Origin of the sequence: Methylobacter sp. Wu1, assembly GCF_036553575.1 — a bacterium.
Lineage (GTDB): Bacteria > Pseudomonadota > Gammaproteobacteria > Methylococcales > Methylomonadaceae > Methylobacter.
Genome location: NZ_JAZHOC010000046.1, coordinates 20,101 through 39,549 on the forward strand (window position 1 = coordinate 20,101; position 19,449 = coordinate 39,549).

Consider the following 19,449-nt stretch of genomic DNA (forward strand, 5'->3'; position numbering starts at 1 on the left):
TTGTTTTTATTTACTGCGAAGCCTCCAAAAGCTTCGCGGCATTTATAGTTAAGGATTCGGCTAAAAATAACATCCCGTTTTTATGGTCCCGTGGGAGCGATGCCCACATCGCGACTAAAGACCGCCGCAAGTCGCGATGTGGGCATCGCTCCCACAGGCGCCGTTATTGATTGCCGAATCCTAACTCAATTCATGCTGCAGGCGCTGGTAGATGCCGCCGAAGCTGCCATTGCTCATCAGCACGAAATGGCCGCCATGGCGTGCTTCCAGTTTAAGTTTAGCGATAATTTCATCCAGCGACTGGCAGATTTCGATATTGCCGGCGTATTTCTTCAGCGCGCTCAGATCCCAGCCCAAACCCGGCGGCTGATAGATCAGGGCCTGATCGGCGCCGCCCAAAGATTGCGCCAGCGTTTGCGTGTGCACGCCCATGCGCATGGTGTTGGACCTGGGCTCCACGATCGCGATGATGCGCTCGCCTCCGACCTGTTTGCGCAGGCCGTCCAGCGTCGTCGCGATCGCGGTAGGGTGATGGGCAAAATCATCATAGATCGTGACATCGTTGATGCGGGCAATGACTTCCATGCGCCGCTTGACGTTCTGGAACTTTGCCAGCGCCGTTATGGCATCGGCAGGCAGAATGCCGACATGTTGGGCCGCCGCGATCGCAGACAAGGCATTGTAGACGTTGTGCCGGCCGGTCAAAGTCCAATCGACCGTGCCCTGCTCCTGGCCGTTCAGCAATACCTTGAACCGGCTGCCGTCGGCTTGTATCAGCCGGGCATTCCACGGCGCATCGGCGTCGATCGAGGTGTGCGTGACCGGCGTCCAGCAGCCCATGACCAGCACGTCGTTGATGTTGGCTTCGCTCTCGGGGCTGATGATCAGGCCCTCGCCCGGCACTGTGCGCACCAGATGATGAAACTGGCGCTTGATGGCGTCGAGATCGGGGAAGATGTCGGCATGATCGTATTCCAGATTGTTCAGTATGGCCGTGCGCGGACGGTAGTGGACGAACTTGGAGCGCTTGTCGAAAAAGGCACTGTCATATTCATCGGCCTCAATGACAAAAAACGAGGATTCGCCGAGCCTGGCCGAAATGCCGAAATTCAGCGGAATGCCGCCGATCAGGAAGCCGGGCTTGAAGCCCTGGTGCTCGAGTATCCAGCTCAGCATGCTGGTGGTCGTGGTCTTGCCGTGCGTACCGGCCACGCCCAGCACCCACTTGTCCTGCAATACGTGCTCCGACAGCCATTGCGGTCCCGATACGTATTTCAGGCCCCGATTCAGCACCGCTTCGACTTCCGGATTGCCGCGCGACAGGGCATTGCCGATAATGACCAGATCGGGCTTGCCATCGAGGTTTTCGGCGCGGTAGCCTTCCATCAGTTGTATGCCCTGCTGTTCGAGCTGGGTGCTCATGGGCGGATACACGTTCTGGTCCGAACCGCTGACCTGATAGCCCAGCTGCCTTGCGATCAGCGCAAGACCGCCCATGAATGTGCCGCAAATGCCTAAGATGTGAATATGCAATGTCTTATCCTATAGCTAGTAATTATTGCTTCTGCTCCGGTTTACCGGCATCCCGATGGACAGGCTATCCTCTTGCAGAAGCTTGGAGATGATTTCGTGGGTAGTTTTCTGGCCGGCCATGACGTTTTGCTTATCGGCCGCAGACATCGCCGCCGCGGACAGTTCTTTGCTATCTTGCGCGTAAGCCATGCCGGACAATGCGAACGATAGAATAAAAAAGCCGGCTTTGCGTTTCATGCGGAACAGGTGCTTGCGTTTGGCGGTAAGTTACGATCAAATAACCACATTATCAATTTATATCATCTAATAATGAGCGAAAAAAACAAAATATTAGTTGAAGCCAAGCCGCGTTTCGTGGAAGCGCAATCTTCTCCTGATGAGAACCGCTATGTTTTCGCCTACACGATCACCATTACCAATGCCGGCGAAGTCCCTGCCAGGCTGCTGACGCGCCACTGGCTGATTACCGATGCCAACGGCAAGGTCCAGGAAGTCAGGGGCGACGGCGTTGTCGGCGAACAGCCTTACATCAGGCCCGGCGAAACCTACAGCTACACCAGCGGCGCCATGATAGCGACGCCGGTCGGCACGATGCAGGGCAATTACACGATGCATTCCGATGACGGCAATGATTTCAATGCCTATATTCCCCGATTCACACTATCAATCCCCAGGACCCTGCATTAATAAAATGTCTATCTATGCCATCGGCGATATCCAGGGCTGCCATGATGAGCTATTGCGGCTGCTGGATACAATCAATTTCAACGAGAACACGGACCAGCTCTGGTTCGCCGGCGATCTGGTCAACCGCGGCCCCAAGTCGCTGGAAACGCTGCGGTTTGTCAAGGCCTTGGGTGATGCCGCCATAACCGTGCTTGGCAATCATGACCTGCATTTGCTGGCCGCCGCCTGCTCGCCGGAACAGGCCGGCAAGCACGACACGCTGGCGCCGGTTTTGAAGGCGCCGGACCGCGATGAATTGCTCGATTGGCTCAGGCACCGTCCGCTGTTTCATTACAACGACGATTTCTGCCTGCTGCATGCCGGCCTGCCGCCGCAATGGGACTTCAACAAGACCCGGAAAATGGCCTTATTTGCCGAGAGAGCGCTGAGAGGCCCCGATTATCGGCGGCTGCTGACGCACATGTACGGCAACAAGCCCGACATCTGGTCGCCCACGCTGACCGGCATGGCCAAACTGCGGTTTATCCTCAATTGCTTCACGCGCATGCGTTATTGCGATGCTTACGGACGGCTCGATCTCATCAATAGCGGGCCTTTGGGCTCCCAGCCTGAAAAACTGATGCCCTGGTTCCAGGTACCCAAACGCAAAAACGCCAACCTGCGCATCATCTTCGGCCACTGGTCCACGCTGGGCTACTATGAAGGCAATAACTGCTATGCCATCGATACCGGCTGTCTTTGGGGCGGCCAGCTGACCGCCTTGAAGCTGGACGGGCAGGTGGAGCGTTTCAGTATCGACTGCCCCGGCGCCAGGAAGCCCGGCAAGGTTTAGGATAGGGCGAGAAATCACTTCCCGAATCTTGACGAGCGACAAGGTGTGGGGGCGAATACCCAAAGGGCACAAGTGAATTCGCCCCTACATCGCGATTTAAAACCACCCCGCCAACGCGACGTAGGATCGCTCCCGCCTCGGCTTTCAGTGCACGTAAAAATTCCTCATCATACCCAGATCCTCATGTTCCAGGTTGTGGCAGTGATAAAGATACAAGCCTTTGAAATCCTGGAACGGCTTGATGATCTCGACTTCTTCCCCGGGCATGACCAGCACCGTATCTTTCAAGCCGGAGTCGACAAACCCGTGTCTGACGGTCTCGTAGTCTTCCCTGTCGACATGCCCCTCTTTGCGCGACAGCACCTGGAATTGCTGGCCGTGCAGATGGATCGGATGCGCCATCGCCATCATCATGCCCCCCATCATGCCGCCGCCCATCTCATCCCTCATGCCCATGCCTCCACCTCTGCCGCCCATGCCGCCGTGGTCCATACCTTCCATGTCATGACCGCTGGTCTGCGAAGCCATCTCATGCTCTTCATGAGGATGGAAGATCTTGATCTTCTTGATCGAACCCACTTTGACCTTCTCAATCTCCATGACTTCATCCAGTGAAAAAGGCCTGCCGTTCACCAGCGGCCTCATATGCCTCTCGGTAATCGCAATCGGCAGCGGGTTATCGGCGTTATCGACATCTTTTTCGGTCAGCCGCTGACGGCGCACTAATTGCACCGGCAGTTTGGGGGAATCGCCGACTTTTTCGGTGACATGGAATATCGCAATCGGAAATTTCTCGCCTTGCCCTAAGCCGCCCGACATCATGCCCATGCCGCCCATCATGCCTCTGCCGCCTTGACCGCCTCCGCGCATACGCTGCATGCTCTCAAACATGGGCGGCATAGTCCCGCTGAAAGGCAGGCTGTACATGGCGAGTTTCGAGCCGACCGGACGGCCGCTGAAATCCAGCCATAAATCGACCCGGTCGCCCGGGGCGAGCATGACATAGGGCTTGGTTTCCGGCTTTTCCAGCAGACTGACATCGGTCCCGATCGCCGTCAGCGGCGTACCGTCATCCCAGCCCAGCTTATAGATGCGCGATGTCGAGCCATTCAGCGCCCGGAACCTGTAAGCGCGCGACTTGACGGCAAACTCGGCATTGGGCTTGCCGTTGACCAGAATTGTATCGCCCAGAAAACCCATCATGCGGTCGTGCATGCCGCGCACATACTGCAGCTGGCCGTTTCTATTGAATTGCTTGTCCTGGATGACCAGCGGCAGATCATATTCGCCGGTCGGCAGGCCCAGCTTTTTTTCCTCCTCATCGGTCACTTTCAGCAAACCGGCGAGTCCGAAATAAACCTGCGAGCCTGTCAAATTATGCGCATGCGAATGATAAAAACTGGTGCCGGCGTTGTTCAGGACTTCATATTCATAGACAAAGCGTTCGCCGGGCTCGATCGAATACATCGGATGGCCGTCGCTTTTCTGCGGCACATGCAGGCCATGCCAGTGCATGATCGAATGTTCCAGCAGATTGTTGTCGAAGTAAATTCTGACTTTCTGGCCTTTGGCAAAATTGAGAGTCGGACCCAAATAGTTGTCTTCGAACGACTGCACCGTGTTTTCAGGGCCTTTCAATAATTTTGCGAAGTATTTCTGTACCTTGGTTTTAGAGCCGTTGTTCAGAATAGGCACGAACACTTCGCGCGCCGAGAATTCGATTTCCACATCGGGCTTAAAGCCCGGCGTCGGGCTTCTTCTTGCCGACGTGGGATTGGCCAGCAGCAGTTCGGGAAACAACGCGGCCGCTGCGCCGAAAGCGGAATACTGTAAAAACTGACGTCTGCCGTAATTGATTGAGTGAGTCATTTTTACCCTTCCTTATGCCTGATAGTATTGGTTAACAGACCAGCCTATGCCCTTTAATCCCGCCTCGCTATCAGCATTAATTCAAGTTGTTGATTTTTCATATTTTATAAAACTGTAGCTGAATCCCGCATCGGGGTCGTTGTCAATATCCTCGCGCGACACCTCAGCCCAATGCCGGGCATCTATTTCCGGGAAAAAAGCATCGCCTGAAAATTCTTTATTGATCAAGGTCACATAAAGCGCATCGGCCCTAGGCAGCATCGCTTTATAAAGCTCCGAGCCGCCGATTACAAAAATCTCCTGGAACTTTTGACCGCAACTTTCTATCGCTGTTTCAATATCGTTGAAAACCAGGCAGCCTTCCTGTTTGTAGGCCGGGTCCCTGCTGATGATCACGTTCGTGCGGCCGGGCAAGGGTCTGCCTATCGATTCGTAGGTTTTCCTGCCCATCACAATAGGCGACCCCATGGTGATTTGCCTGAAGCGTTTAAGATCGGCCGATAAGTGCCACGGCAGTTGATTATTGATGCCGATGACGCGGTTGCTCGCCATCGCGACGATAAGTGATATTTTCATTTGAATGCGCAAATCGCTTTGATATTCTTTAAGGTATTATTAATAAAACACTGCATCATACTATGAAAAATATTCTGGTTGTATTCACAGGCGGAACCATCGGCTCCACGGCGGTCGGAGGCACCATCAACACCTCCGATGCGGCGCCGTACAAATTGATTCAGTTGTTTCAGCAGCACCACGCCAGCCGGGAACAGATCAGTTTCCACAGCGTCCAGCCCATGCAGATCCTGAGCGAGAACCTCGCGCCGGTGGTCTGGGAAAAGCTGATCGCCGTCATTGAGGCTGAAGATCTTGACCGCTACGACGGCATCATCATCACGCACGGCACCGATACGCTGGCTTTCACCGCATCGGCGCTCGGCTTGTACTTTAATGCCTTGGACATTCCGATTCTGCTCGTTTCCAGCGACAGCCCACTGGATGATCCTCATGCCAACGGCCTGCCCAATTTCATCTGCGCCGTTGAGTATATCCTGCAAGGACGCGGAGCCGGCGTTTTTGTCCCTTACACCAACCGCAACCAGACCACGCAACTGCACCGGGGCACGCGCCTGGCGTCCTCCCTGCAACTGGGCGGCGATTTCATGAGCGTGCAGGGCAAAAGCCATTGCCGGTTCGTCAACGGCGCCTTTACCCGAAACGGCTTCATCGATACGGAAAAACTGCGTCAGCCCGTGCCGCTGAAAGCCGATTTCTCCAAGCGCGTGCTGCTGATCAGGCCGTATCCGGGGCTGGATTACCGCTACATCAACCTGGATGCGGTCGATGTGGTACTGCACGACTTATACCATTCCGGCACGGCCTGCTCCTCGACGCAGTGGGGCGATCAGTTTTCGCTGCTGGCCTTTATCAGACAATGCCGGGAGCGCGGCATCAAAGTCTATCTGGCGCCGGCGGTCAAATCCGACAACGCTTACGAAAGCACGCGCGAACTACTGCAGGAAGGCGCGGAAATGATCTGGAACATATCGCTGGAGACGGCTTACGTGAAACTGCTGCTGGCCTATGGCAATTTCAGCGATGAGCAGCAGATTATGGACTTTATCAATCAGGATGTGGCTTGTGAGCATGTGTAGGCCGGGTTGGAGCTTTAGCGGAAACCCGGCATAGGCATTTTCGAATACTGGGTTTTTATCAACCCAGCTTACACGGAAATTGGCGCTCTGATAGCCTCATGCGCCTGATAATCGACAATCTCGAAATCGTCATACTGATAATCGAATATCGATGCGGGCCTGCGCTTTATTTTCAACGTCGGCAGCGCATAGGGCTGACGCGTCAATTGCAGTTTGGCCTGCTCCTGATGGTTCAGATAAAGGTGCACATCACCGCCGGTCCAGATGAAATCGCCGACTGCCAAATTGCTCTGCTGAGCCATCATATGCGTCAATAACGCATAACTGGCGACATTGAAGGGCACCCCCAGAAACGTGTCGCAGCTGCGCTGGTAGAGCTGGCAGGACAGCTTGCCGTCGGCCACATAGAACTGAAAAAACGCATGGCAGGGCGCCAGAGCCATCTTGCCCTGCGCGACATTCTGCTGCGGACTTATGCGCTCATCAGGCAGTTCGGCCACATTCCAGACCGATACGATGATGCGCCGGCTGTTCGGCGTCTCTTTCAGTTGATCTACAACCTGCTGGATCTGGTCTATATGTCGGCCATCAGGTGTCGGCCACGAGCGCCATTGCCGCCCGTACACAGGCCCCAGTTCTCCCTGCTCATCGGCCCATTCATCCCAGATGCTGACTTTATGCTGATGCAGATAAGCCAGATTGGTGTCACCTTTCAGAAACCACAGCAATTCGTGGATAATCGATTTCAGATGGACTTTTTTGGTTGTGACCAGCGGAAACCCTTGATCCAGGGCAAAACGCATCTGATGACCGAAAATCGACAACGTGCCGCTGCCCGTTCTGTCGCCTTTCAGGTTACCTTCCTTCAGAATTTTATCGAGCAGATCAAGATACTGTTGCATGCACTTTTCTATGGGCAAAATAAAACATCAAGGCGCCGATGATGATCATGGGCATGGACAGTATTTGCCCCATCGTGACCCAGTCCAGCGCCAGATAGCCGATATGCGCATCGGGCATTCTGAAAAACTCGACAAAAAACCGGAAGCAGCCGTACAGCATAACGGCCAGCCCGGTCGCCGCCATGGTCGGACGGGGCTTGCTGGTGTAAATCCACAGAATCGTGAATAACACGACGCCTTCCAGAAAGGCTTCGTACAATTGCGAAGGATGCCGCGGCAACGGTCCGCCGTTCGGGAACACCATGGCCCAGGGCACATCGGTGGTCCGGCCCCACAGTTCCGCGTTGATGAAGTTGCCGATACGGCCGGCGCCCAGGCCGATGGGCGCCAGCGGCGCGATGATATCGGTCAGTTGCAGCATCGTGCAGTGCTGCTTCTTCCCGAAAATCCACATGGCGATGAATACGCCCAGCATGCCGCCGTGAAACGACATGCCGCCCTGCCATATCTTGAACAGGATAAGCGGGTTATTCAGGAACTCGCCGAAGTTGTAAAACAGGATGTAGCCGATTCTGCCGCCCAGAATCACGCCCAGGGCGCCGTAGGTAACCAAGTCTTCTATCGCCTCAGGCTTGATAGGCGACCACGGCTTTTCGGCTCTTTTTTTGCCAAGCACCCAGACGGCGGCAAAGCCTAGCAGATACATCAGGCCGTACCAGTGAACTTTCAAAGGGCCGATACTGATGGCGATCGGATCGATATTCGGATAAGTTAGCATGATTTATTAAATGTTGTAGTCAGTGATTAAAAGATATTGATTTTTAAGCATTTTTATATTTTATTTGCCATAGATAATTTGAAAAATGACGCAAATAATGACAAATTTCAGAAATCGTGACAAAAAATAATGGTCGACGTTGCGATTGACCTGCCGCGGACCTTCCTGGCGAACTATCCGGAATTTCCGGATAGTTCCTCCCAGCTCCAGTTCGCCTTCCTCGTAAATATTGTGCAAGTCTCGTTGATGGTTCGCACGTCCTTCTGAAACAGTTCAGCCATCAGGGCTTGTGTTAGCCATAGCGTGTCTTCCACGAACCGACATTCAACTCGGGTTTTACCGTCTTCAGTTTCGTACAACAGAAATTCTCCTGAAATCATTGATTACTTCCCAAGTTAAACACACTATGTTACCGATTCAAGATTAGTTAATCTGACGGGTTCGGTATCCAAACACACCGGCCGGAGTGGATGTGAAATATCCAGTACTACAGAACGTACTGTGATAGCATCATTGGAATTTTGTTGAGCTTGGTTTTCAGCATCTTGTCGAAGTCCAGCAATATGTCTTCGTTGTGACTGCCCAAACCAGCCAATCAGATAAATTCCGCAGGTTCGGCTAACACCATCCAAGTATTGAGCAACTAATTGCTCGGCAATATCTTTTGACGGTTTGGCTTTATTATCAGGTTTAACTTCAATAACCACACAGGGATTAGGCAGATTTGTATTTCCATTTGGAGCAACAGTTTGAATCAGTAAATCAGTGCGCTCACCTATTCCGAAATCTCGTAAATTTCTAATCTCGACTTCCCGGTTAATGATAATGCGCCGTCCACGCCATTCCCTTTCCAAATAGAACTTCAAAAAATCGGATAAGCGCTGTTCAGAAAAAGGCTTACTTTGCTTTTCATTCCAAAGAAAAACCGCTAAAGGTGGCGAGCCGTGTTGGGCTTCATGCGCAAAACGTTGCAAAGCTGCTTCTACGGCATCCATCAATTCCCGGCTATTGCGAACGACCGAAGTGTGATCGTCCGATAATAATGTTATCGAATCGGTAAAAGACAATTGAGTGCGCTGTTTCTGCCAAAGATTTTTACAAGCATCCGCTCTGGCACGGGTTAGCCATAGTTCATCAGGATAGGCTAGGCAAATTCGGTCCAGTTCTTTGATTGATTCTGTGTTACCAAGCCCTTTAAGCCAGCCGATCATACTGTCCCTAAATCTACCCGCATCATGTCTTGGGGTGACTGTGTAGACTCCATCGTTGACCGGCGGGTCTTCCAAAGGAGGAAACAAAAACTTTAGGCGGTCATACAACCAACCCAGTTGCCCCACATCCAAGTGTGAATAAATTTCGTCCGTATATCCTCCAGAATAGGCAACCGACAAAATGACTTGCCGTGCAAACTCAGCATCTTCGGTCAAAAAAAGCTTTATGTTGTCCCAAGCTTGCTCTGGAGCATATCTAAACAAGGCTATTGCTGTGGAGCAACGATTGGTAGTGTCAGGTTCGTTTTCCAACCAATAAATCAGTTGTCCAATAACATTGTCTGCATTATTTTGAATCAGTAACTCAGCTAATTTTAAGCGGCTATCAAATTTCCAATTTTCAGCATTTAATCGAGTTTCGGCCAGTTTCTGTAAAAAATCAGGATGCCAAATTTCGCGACAAGATTGTAATAAGTAAACAGAAGCAGTTTCTCCTTCTTGGTCTATCACCTTCAATACCGCAGTATCAAACGCCTCAGGAACCAATGCTCTTACTTGGCGAAACAGCTGCCGCTGGGTTTCAGGCTCAAAGAAATGGGTAACCACTACTAAACACCAACGGCTCAAGTGTTTTGGAGGTAAGAGGGATAAACGGTTGGTATCAGCGAGAATAGCAACAGCTAGTCCACAGGCTGCTTGGGCAAGCGTGCGAGAATTTTTCAGCAATATTTCATCTATAGGGGGTGTTGCTTGTTGTAAATATCTTAAGGCGGCCTCCGCAATCCGACTACGCAGACTGTCATCGGCTTTTTGCCAACCCGGTAAAGAATCTGGATCATGAGAAAATACCTGAGAACCATCCTCTTGTAGTGCCAATGATGCAATCAAATCTCCCCAACCACTAAGATTACCAGCCTCACAAGCAGTTAGATTGGTTTGAATATAGAAGTCAGGCGGATTAGGTAGGTTACTTTGAGCTTCTGAGCGCTCATTAAACCTCAACTCCAATTCTTTATTCTCAAAATACTGTTTTCGGTAATCAATGGTTTGTTGGCTAGTTAAATCTGTAGGTTTAACCAACCATGCCAAATGCTCAGCTAATATAGGATCAGGTTTAGTAGCTTCTAAACCGGCCCTGATTAATACTTCTTCAACGGCGTTACGATTTTCATACCGCCTAATGAGTAGGTGAATTGAACTGGCAATGACGTGACGTTCTGATTCTAAACTAGTGTTATCGAACTGTTCAAATAACCACATACAATCTTCTTCTCTAAAACAATTGATAGAGAAAAATTTCCAAACATCGCTTGCGTCAATTTGTTTTATTAGTTCTGTGAGAACAATGCGCCGGTTGAAGACATCGCCGAAAAAATCTTGCCGCTCACTATTTTCTAAATCGTCAAACAAATGATCATAGTAACTACGCAGTACTTTGATAGCGCCAACTAAAGCTTCGGCTACACTTTGCTCATTCAGATAACCAAAAGCCTTGGTTAACAACTTACTTTTCAGTTTGTTCGAAGCGAATTGATCATGTCTTATTGGCGCGTATTTGGCTATCCATTGCAGTCCAACAATTAGCCCATCAGCATCCAACTCATTTAAAAGCGAGTCCTGATAAATTTGGAAGCGCAGTTCACCGGAGACATTTTCAAGAAAATCCGGTGAAATTTGCTTAAAAAACGCTTCCGCATCCATCAAATGCAAACCAAGTGTTGAAAGAGCTATTGCTTTTAGCGGTGACTCTTGTACAGATTCAGCTAACGGAATTAACAGCCTTTTCGCATCGTCATCCATGTTATCCATATAAGAGGCAGCTAACTTACGGAGTTTCATATCTTCCTGCTGATTTAAAGCCAACTCCGCTAATACCGTCCCTAACTCTTGCAGCTCACAGGCATTAACAATTTTGATTGCCAAGACACGGGCAACTAATGGGTTATGTTTATTGGTAATAAAACTCCGCAGCTTTTCTTCTAAACCCGGATATTTAAGCTTGGCCAGTCTCTGCCAACCGTAAGAAGCTCTTTGCTCTTCTACGGCAAGCTGTAACAATCCATCAACCAAAACCGGTAAGTCGCCCTGCGCTAATGTGGCAAAGTCGGCTTCTAATGCGGCTTCCGGTTCATGTTTAACCAACCAATCCAAAAATCCAGAATCGAGCGCAGCCAACCATGCTGCTGCTTCATGTAGGTCTGGAAGCAAACGTTGGCTATCGGGGTGTAGCATTACCTTTAATTTTTGCGTGATGGACACATTACTATTAGCAATAAACCACGCCATCAAAAACTCGCCGAATGTTCTGCTGGCGAATTGAAAGCGCTGGCCGTCAAGCCGGGCAAAAATGCCGGTTTGTTCCAATGTTTCGCTAACAGCGAGTTCAGTGAGTTCGAACTTCTGTTCTCTGCAAGTTACTTGCTTGGCATCGAATAACCCGCTCGGGCACACAACGCTGGGCCCATTCCAAATACCGTTACTTCCTTGCAGGATATAGCCCAATGCGATTCTTGCGGCGGTTTGAAACCGCATATCAGCTGAGATTTGGCTTTTAATCGTGGAGTTTTGTCGTTCAGGACTATCTACGCAAAGCAGTTTTAAACCTTTTTCGAAAATCTCGGTTCGTTGGCTGGGCAGTTTGCCTTGTTGGTAAAGGCTTAAAACAAATTGCAGAGTAACCGGCAGTGCTGCCAATTGCTCAATATGCCGTTCGGCAATAGTCTTGAGCAATGATTCTGCATCGATGTTTCTAAGCTGCGCGGCAGTACAAACATCATCTTTTAGCAAGGGACATAAGCGCCATGTTTCAACCGCTGTTTTGGTTATGGATCTCCACCTATCTTGAAATGCAGTTTGCAATTGTTCCGGCCAATGCGATGGTCGGCAAGTGATGCGAACAAAAACCCGCTCCGGGTTTTTGATTTTATTTATAAACCGATCAATCAACCAATTTGCCGGACTTGGCAGTGTGCATTCATCAAGACCGTCAAGCAATATCCATAATCGCCGACCTTGCTCAACCAAGCGAAATTTATCTTCATCCAATAACTGCTTTTCATCTCCGGGAACAGCAGTTTTTAAATCAAAGAATATGACTAAATCATTAGGTTGATGATCAGTTAACCGGTTTTTCTCATCGTTCAGAGTTTGACTTTTTCCATAACCCGGTTCGCCCATAAGAACTAAAACCGGCATTTCGGTTAAATCGGCTAGCTGCTTGGGAACAGCAGGGTAAAAGGGCTTATATTCTTCAGGCGGCAACTGTAAAAACCCACCTCGAACAAAATCCTGATAGTGGTCACTCTCTTCAGGGAACCAATAACGTTTCCAGGGAAATATAGGGTTGTTCATTGTTATATCGAATTTTTTACGTCAATAAAACCATTCTATATCCTGGTGAAACGCGAAACTCATTGCCCAAATCGCTGCCATATTTTTTCGAATACCTGCTCTCCGGGTACTGCTTCTACCGACTTAGATCGCAATTCCGTTAACCGCCGCTTTGCCGTAACTGCCCATTTTTTATCGATTTCCGATTCCGGCTGGCTAAGACTGAGAAGTAGTGAATCTACGACTAACGCACGTTCTTCCACTGGAAGTGAAATCGCTTCATCAATTAGGTCTTGTGTATTCATTTTATTACCTATGGTTGATAGCCTTAAAGCTAGGTCTAACTAAACATCCAAATTAGTAACATCCAACGCATTCTTCACAATGAAATCCCTGCGCGGCTCGACCACATCGCCCATCAACGTCGTGAAAATCTCATCGGCGGCAATCACATCTTCGATCCTGACCTGCAGCAGCCTGCGGTTATTGGCATCGAGCGTGGTTTCCCAGAGCTGTTCCGGGTTCATTTCGCCCAAGCCTTTGTAGCGCTGAATATGCTGGCCTTTTTTGACTTCCCGCATCATCCATTCGAACGCTTCCTTGAAGCTGCCGACATGCTGCTGCCGTTCGCCCATCTGAATAAAGGAATGCTCGCCGAACATGCCGGCCGTGTCTTGCGCATATTGCGCGATCTGCTTGTAGTCTTTGCCGACAAAAAACGCCGCCTGCACGATAAAGGTTTTCGTGATGCCGTGCTGGCGCTTGTTGACGATGACTGAGAAATCATTGCCGTTCTTGTAGTCGAGCTCGATCGAGAACAGCGCTTCGCCGGCATTTTGATTCAGTCGGCGTTCCATGTCCGCAAACCAGGTCGCCAGCTTTTGCTGGTCTTGCTTGATCTCATCATCCAGCACGCCCATAACGGACAGTTGCTCCAGGAAACTGTCATCGTAGCGTCTGAACAGGCGATTGATCGTGCTGACCACGCCGGTAAACTCGCGAGCCAGTTTTTCCAGGCCCTGTCCTTGAATCGGCGGCGCCGAGGCATCGGTAAACAGTTGCGCCTTGTCGAGCGCCAATTGAATCAGGTATTCGTTCAATTGCGCATCGTCTTTGACGTAATGCTCCTGCTTGCCTTTCTTGACTTTGTACAGCGGCGGCTGGGCGATATAGATATAGCCTTTCTCGACGATTTCAGGCAACTGCCGATAGAAGAACGTCAGCAGCAGGGTGCGGATGTGCGAACCGTCGACGTCGGCATCGGTCATGATGATGATGCGGTGGTAGCGCAGCTTGTCCAGGTTGTATTCGTCCTTGCCGATGCCGCAGCCTAGCGCCGTGATCAGCGTGCCGACTTCCTCGGATGAAATCATTTTGTCGAAACGCGCTTTCTCGACATTCAAGATCTTGCCTTTCAGCGGCAGGATGGCCTGAGTCCTGCGGTCCCTGCCCTGTTTGGCCGAGCCGCCGGCCGAGTCCCCTTCCACGATAAACAGTTCGGACAGGGCCGGGTCTTTTTCCTGGCAGTCGGCCAGTTTGCCCGGCAAGCCGGCGATGTCCAGCGTGGTTTTGCGCCGCGTCATTTCGCGCGCCTTGCGGGCGGCTTCCCTGGCCCGGGCCGCATCGACGATTTTGCCGGCGATGGCTTTGGCGATTTGCGGCCGCTCCAGCAGAAATTCCTGCAATTTCTCGTTCATGGTCGATTCAACCAGCGGTTTGACTTCCGACGAAACCAGCTTGTCCTTGGTTTGCGATGAAAACTTCGGGTCCGGCACCTTGACTGACAGCACGGCCGTCAGGCCTTCACGGGCGTCGTCGCCGGTCGTGGCGACTTTCTCTTTTTTCGCCAGACCGCTGGATTCGATGTATTGATTGATCGTGCGCGTCAGCGCGCTTCTGAAACCGGCCAAATGCGTGCCGCCGTCGCGTTGCGGGATATTGTTGGTATAGCAGAACACGTTTTCCTGATAGGAATCATTCCACTGCATCGCCACTTCGACGGTGACGCCGTCTTTTTCCGCGACGAAATGAAACACTTCCGGAAACAGCGGCGTTTTATTCTTGTTCAGATGCTCGACAAAGGCGCTGATGCCGCCTTCAAACTCGAAAACATCGCTCTTATCGATACGTTCGTCTTCCAGGCTGATGCGCACGCCTGAATTCAGGAATGACAACTCCCGGAGCCTTTTCGCCAGAATATCGTAGTGAAATTCCACATCGCTGAACGTCTGGCCGCTGGGTTTGAAATTGATCAGGGTGCCCGTGCCTTCGGCAGCCCCTACGGCTTCCAGAGGCGCTACCGGCTCGCCCATGATGTATTTTTGTTTATGCAGCAGGCCGTTCTTGCGGATTTCCAGATTCAGCTCCTCCGACAAGGCATTCACGACCGAGACGCCGACGCCGTGCAGACCGCCCGATACTTTATAGGCATTGTCATCGAACTTGCCGCCTGCATGCAGCACGGTCATGATCACTTCCGCGGCCGACCTGCCCTCTTCCTCGTGGATATCGACAGGAATGCCGCGGCCGTCGTCGGCAACCGAAACCGAACCGTTATTATGAATAATCACTCGGACTTCCTTGCAGTAACCGGCTAACGCTTCGTCGATGGAGTTGTCGACGACCTCGAAAACCATATGATGCAGGCCGGAACCGTCATCGGTATCGCCAATATACATGCCCGGCCGTTTTCTGACTGCATCCAGCCCTTTTAAAACTTGAATGTTGGAACTGTCGTATTGATTGTTAGGGTTACTCATGTAGTTGTCCGCTTTCTAGTGTTGCCGTAATGTTCCACGTGAAACATTACAAGGGTTTTATATGTCCATGTTCCACGTGGAACATTTTATATTCTTTCAACCGGCTCAATTCGCCAAGGTCAGCCTGTTCGGTGGCTGTGATAAAAACCTGGCATTGCAATTCAGCCAGATAAGCCAGCAGTTTGGCCCGGTTAGCCACATCCAGCTCGGCCGCAAAATCATCGATTAAAATGCAGCCGATATTGCCGCGCTCATTGGCCAGCAACTGAACCTGCGCAAGCTTTAAGCTCAGTACCAATAATTTCAACTGCCCACGTGAAACAAAATCTCTCGCCAGCCTGTCATTAACCATCAGCTGAAAATCGGCGCGATGGGGCCCGCTGTGGGTGAAGCCATAACGCAGATCTTTATCCCTGTCCTCGGTTAAAACCTGCTGAAACGGCTTGGCGCAATCCCAGCCCGATAAAAGCGTGATGTCTATATGACCAATGTCGAGAAATCGGTTGAGAATTTCAATAAAGACAGGCTTGAACTTCTGTAGGTACTGCTGGCGGCAGTTATTGACTATTGTACCGTAATAAACCACTTCTTTATCCCAAACATTGATTTGTTCGAGATGCTTCGTTTTTAACAAGTGATTACGTTGAGACAACGCTTTTTTGAATTTGCGCCAGGCTGGTAAAAAATTATTCTGATCATTGAAAACGCCCCAGTCGATAAATTCGCGTCTGACTTGCGGACCGGCATCGAGCAGCTCATAACTCTTCGGATGAATCAATTGCAGAGGCAGCGCGTAGGCCAAATCCGATTTCTTTGGCGAAGCTTGATGATTGACGCGAATTTCAAAATCTTTTCCGTCCAGCCGAATGCCCAGGTGTCGATGACTGCCATCCGGCTGTAAGGTTTGGGCGGACACGATTAAATCCTGCTGATCCAAACTGATGGCGGGTTTGATCGATACGGAACGAAAAGACCTGGCCCGGCCCAGAATGAAGATAGCTTCTATCAGTGAGCTTTTGCCGCTGGCGTTTTCTCCAACAATAAAGTTGATTGCTGGAGAAGGCCTGATAGATTCCTGTCGGATATTTCTGACATGGTAAATATCCAGTTTCAGCAAGCTCATTCGTAATATTACAGCCTCATCGGCATGACGATGAATTTGTACGACGTATCGTTGGGCTCATCGATGAAGCAGGTGCTGGCATTGCTGGCGATGGTCAGTACCGCCAATTCGGAGTCCAGGTTTGAAACGGCGTCCAGTAAATATTGGGCATTGAAGGCGATCGACAAAGGTTCGCCCGTGTATTCGATAAAAAGCTCTTCCTCGGCTTCATCATGCTCGGGATTGTGCGTGCTGATTCTTAAACTGTCCGGCACAATGTCAAGCGTGACGCCTTTGAATTTTTCATTCGACAGAATCGCAACGCGGGTCAAGGCTTCTTTTAACGACTGCTTCTGGATATGGATCTGGTTAAAAAACGACTGCTGGAAAACCTTGCTGAAATCAGGGTACTTTGAATCGACCAATTTGGCTGAAAACACCAGATTCTTGATAAAGATGCGGATATTGTTGCCGGAAAATTCGACTCTCAGCTCGGCGTCCGGGTCGTCGAGCAACCGGACTAGTTCCAGAACGCCTTTTCTGGGCAGAATAATCCGCGCTTCATAGCCGGTTGCCTGATCCAGTTGATCTTCATAAATGGACAAACGATGGCCGTCGGAAGCGACCAGCTTCAATTTGCTGTTGGAAATATGCAGCAGCAGGCCGTTCAGGTAATAACGGACATCCTGATTAGCCATACAGAAGGTGGTTTTCTCCAGCGCTCTTTTAAATTTGCCGGCATTGATAAAAAACTGGTGCTCAAACTCCGATTCGGCAAATTCTGGATAATTGTCGGCCGGCAGACAGCTCAAGGAAAAGCGACTGCGGTTGGACAGAATTTTGACTTTATCGTCTTCCTGCTCAAACTTGATCTCAGCGCCGCTCGGCAATAACCGGCAGATATCCAGGAATTTTCTGGCCGGAACCGTAATGGCGCCGGATGTTGCCGTGCCGATCTCGATTTTGGCCACAATCTGAATTTCCAGATCGGTACCGGTCAAGATCAGCCGATTATCTTCAATCACCAACAGGACATTTGAAAGAATCGGCATGGTTTGCCTTTTCTCTATGACGCTGACTATCTGCTGCAAGGGCGTTAAAAGTGCTTCTCTATTTATAATAAAGTTCATATAAAGAATTTTCTTGTTATTACTAGCCGGTATAACACTGTTGAAAACTCGTATTTTACCTTAAAAATCAATGAGCTAGCTTGTTAAAAACAATGTGGTTAAAGTTGTAACTGCATGTGTTCTGGCTGTAGCTAAATCGAGCCTGTTAATAACGGCTTTTTTTATCCACAGCTTTATCACGCTTAATGCGATAAAGTTCTCAACAGGTTCGAATAGTCTTCAGCAACCTTGCTGTCGGCTTCCTTGAGTTCGCTGATGCGTTTGCAGGCATTCATGACGGTCGTATGGTCGCGGCCGCCGAACGCCTCGCCGATCTCGGGAAAACTGTGCGAAGTCAATTCCCGAGCCAGGCACATGGCCATCTGCCGCGGCCGGGTAATGGACTGCCGCCTGTTTTTGGACGACAGATCGGCTACGCGGATTTTGAAGTATTCGGCGACGGTCTTTTGGATGTTATCTATATTGACCAGCTTGTCCTGCAGGGAAATCAGGTCATGCAGCGCCTCTTTGGTGAATTCGGTCGTGATCTCGCGGCCCGTGAATTGGGCATTGGCGATCACGCGCCTTAACGCGCCTTCCAGGTCACGCACGTTGGACGGAATTCTTTTCGCGATAAAAAATGCGACTTCCTGGGGCAGATCCACATTCGCCAGATGGGCTTTCTTCATGAGGATAGCGGCGCGCGTCTCCATGTCCGGCGGTTCGATCGAAACGGGCAGTCCCCAGCCGAACCGCGATTTCAAGCGGTCTTCGAGTCCGATAATCTCTTTCGGATATTTATCGCAGGTCAGCACGACCTGGTGTTTCTTTTCCAGCAAAGTATTGAAGGTGTGGAAAAACTCTTCCTGCGAGCGTTCCTTGCCGGCGAAGAACTGGATATCGTCGATCAGCAGCACGTCAACGCCGCGGTAATATTCCTTAAAAGTATTGATGGAGTTCTGTTGCAGTGCCTTGACCATGTCCTGCACGAACTTTTCCGAGTGCAGATAAACAATCGTGGCCGACGGATTTTTTTGCAAAACGGCATTGCCGATCGCATGCATCATATGGGTCTTGCCCAACCCCGAACTGCCGTAAATCAGCAGCGGGTTATAAGCCTTGCCGATGTTTTCGGACACCTGGATCGATGCGGCCTTGGCCAATTGATTGGATTTGCCTTCGACAAAATTATCAAACGTGAACGCTTTATTAAGGAAGTTGGGACTGGCTTTCTTGGTTTCGGCCGGTTTGGCAATCGTTGCGGCGGCAGGCGCTGCCGATTTTTTGGAACCGATTTCAAGAATCAGGTTTAAGGCGCCGTTGGAAAACTCATGGATGGTTTCTTCAATTTTGGCAAAATGATGCTGCTTGACCCAATCCAACACAAACCGGTTAGGTGCCAGCAATTTAATTTGTCCGTCGCTTTCTATGGCCTGAAGCGGCCGTATCCATGTACTGAAATCGGAACTGGAGATTTCATTTTCAAGTTTAGAAAGGCAGTTATTCCAAATTGAGCTCATCGATGTATATAAGATATTGATTTTTAAATGTAAGGAATTTTTGCTTGGTTGCCACTATACAGCAATAAAACAATGCACTACAGAATTGACAGGCTAGAACCTTTATTTTATCATCCACCGTCTTTTTTATCCGTTTTTGTTAACATTTATCTGATCAGGTCT

15 protein-coding genes are annotated in these 19,449 nt (G+C 50.3%); 3 read left to right on the forward strand and 12 right to left on the reverse strand.

The features are described 5' to 3' along the window. Window positions 1-180 precede the first annotated feature (180 nt). A complete protein-coding gene (gene mpl / locus V2P20_RS07265) occupies window positions 181-1,533 on the reverse strand; it encodes a UDP-N-acetylmuramate:L-alanyl-gamma-D-glutamyl-meso-diaminopimelate ligase (RefSeq protein WP_331817566.1) in 1,353 nt (450 codons plus the stop codon). A 15-nt stretch (window positions 1,534-1,548) separates the two neighbouring features. Continuing rightward, window positions 1,549-1,770 carry a hypothetical protein gene (locus V2P20_RS07270; protein ID WP_331817567.1) on the reverse strand — a complete coding sequence of 74 codons (222 nt, stop codon included), beginning with the start codon at window positions 1,768-1,770 and terminating at the stop codon, window positions 1,549-1,551. Window positions 1,771-1,842: 72 nt separating this feature from the next. On the opposite strand from V2P20_RS07270, the gene apaG reads away from it, so the two are divergent. Beyond that, the gene (apaG, locus tag V2P20_RS07275; protein WP_194968935.1) at window positions 1,843-2,220 is read left to right on the forward strand and encodes a Co2+/Mg2+ efflux protein ApaG; all 378 of its coding nucleotides are present in this window, start codon (window positions 1,843-1,845) and stop codon (window positions 2,218-2,220) included. Between the two features lie 4 nt (window positions 2,221-2,224). Continuing rightward, window positions 2,225-3,052 carry a symmetrical bis(5'-nucleosyl)-tetraphosphatase gene (locus tag V2P20_RS07280; protein ID WP_331817569.1) on the forward strand — a complete coding sequence of 276 codons (828 nt, stop codon included), beginning with the start codon at window positions 2,225-2,227 and terminating at the stop codon, window positions 3,050-3,052. 144 nt (window positions 3,053-3,196) lie between these two features. Here V2P20_RS07280 and V2P20_RS07285 read toward each other — a convergent pair whose 3' ends face one another. Both V2P20_RS07285 and V2P20_RS07290 read right to left on the reverse strand, forming a co-directional pair. Next, the gene (locus V2P20_RS07285; RefSeq protein WP_331817571.1) at window positions 3,197-4,921 is read right to left on the reverse strand and encodes a multicopper oxidase domain-containing protein; all 1,725 of its coding nucleotides are present in this window, start codon (window positions 4,919-4,921) and stop codon (window positions 3,197-3,199) included. A gap of 81 nt (window positions 4,922-5,002) precedes the next feature. Then, window positions 5,003-5,497 carry a dihydrofolate reductase gene (locus V2P20_RS07290; RefSeq protein WP_331817572.1) on the reverse strand — a complete coding sequence of 165 codons (495 nt, stop codon included), beginning with the start codon at window positions 5,495-5,497 and terminating at the stop codon, window positions 5,003-5,005. Between the two features lie 62 nt (window positions 5,498-5,559). Between V2P20_RS07290 and V2P20_RS07295 the strand changes: the two genes are divergently transcribed. After that, window positions 5,560-6,576, forward strand: coding sequence for an asparaginase domain-containing protein (locus V2P20_RS07295; protein ID WP_331817573.1), 1,017 nt, complete (start codon window positions 5,560-5,562; stop codon window positions 6,574-6,576). A gap of 68 nt (window positions 6,577-6,644) precedes the next feature. Here the strand turns inward: V2P20_RS07295 and thyA are convergent, their stop codons facing one another. The 8 genes from thyA to dnaA all read right to left on the reverse strand — a co-directional run bounded on the left by thyA (window position 6,645) and on the right by dnaA (window position 19,287). After that, complete coding sequence (gene thyA / locus V2P20_RS07300) at window positions 6,645-7,478, reverse strand: thymidylate synthase (protein ID WP_331817575.1); 834 nt, start codon at window positions 7,476-7,478, stop codon at window positions 6,645-6,647. Continuing rightward, complete coding sequence (gene lgt / locus V2P20_RS07305; protein WP_331817577.1) at window positions 7,462-8,256, reverse strand: prolipoprotein diacylglyceryl transferase; 795 nt, start codon at window positions 8,254-8,256, stop codon at window positions 7,462-7,464. Before lgt ends, thyA begins: the two co-directional genes overlap by 17 nt. Window positions 8,257-8,660: 404 nt before the next feature. Continuing rightward, on the reverse strand, window positions 8,661-12,818 hold the full coding sequence (locus V2P20_RS07310) for a hypothetical protein (protein ID WP_331817579.1): 4,158 nt from the start codon (window positions 12,816-12,818) through the stop codon (window positions 8,661-8,663). A gap of 59 nt (window positions 12,819-12,877) precedes the next feature. Then, a complete protein-coding gene (locus V2P20_RS07315; protein ID WP_331817580.1) occupies window positions 12,878-13,102 on the reverse strand; it encodes an addiction module protein in 225 nt (74 codons plus the stop codon). A gap of 39 nt (window positions 13,103-13,141) precedes the next feature. Then, the gene (gyrB, locus tag V2P20_RS07320) at window positions 13,142-15,556 is read right to left on the reverse strand and encodes a DNA topoisomerase (ATP-hydrolyzing) subunit B (protein ID WP_331817581.1); all 2,415 of its coding nucleotides are present in this window, start codon (window positions 15,554-15,556) and stop codon (window positions 13,142-13,144) included. Between the two features lie 46 nt (window positions 15,557-15,602). After that, on the reverse strand, window positions 15,603-16,679 hold the full coding sequence (recF, locus tag V2P20_RS07325) for a DNA replication/repair protein RecF (RefSeq protein WP_331817582.1): 1,077 nt from the start codon (window positions 16,677-16,679) through the stop codon (window positions 15,603-15,605). Between the two features lie 8 nt (window positions 16,680-16,687). Continuing rightward, a complete protein-coding gene (gene dnaN / locus V2P20_RS07330) occupies window positions 16,688-17,788 on the reverse strand; it encodes a DNA polymerase III subunit beta (protein WP_194968946.1) in 1,101 nt (366 codons plus the stop codon). Window positions 17,789-17,970: 182 nt separating this feature from the next. Beyond that, window positions 17,971-19,287 carry a chromosomal replication initiator protein DnaA gene (gene dnaA / locus V2P20_RS07335; RefSeq protein ID WP_331817583.1) on the reverse strand — a complete coding sequence of 439 codons (1,317 nt, stop codon included), beginning with the start codon at window positions 19,285-19,287 and terminating at the stop codon, window positions 17,971-17,973. Window positions 19,288-19,449: the final 162 nt, after the last annotated feature.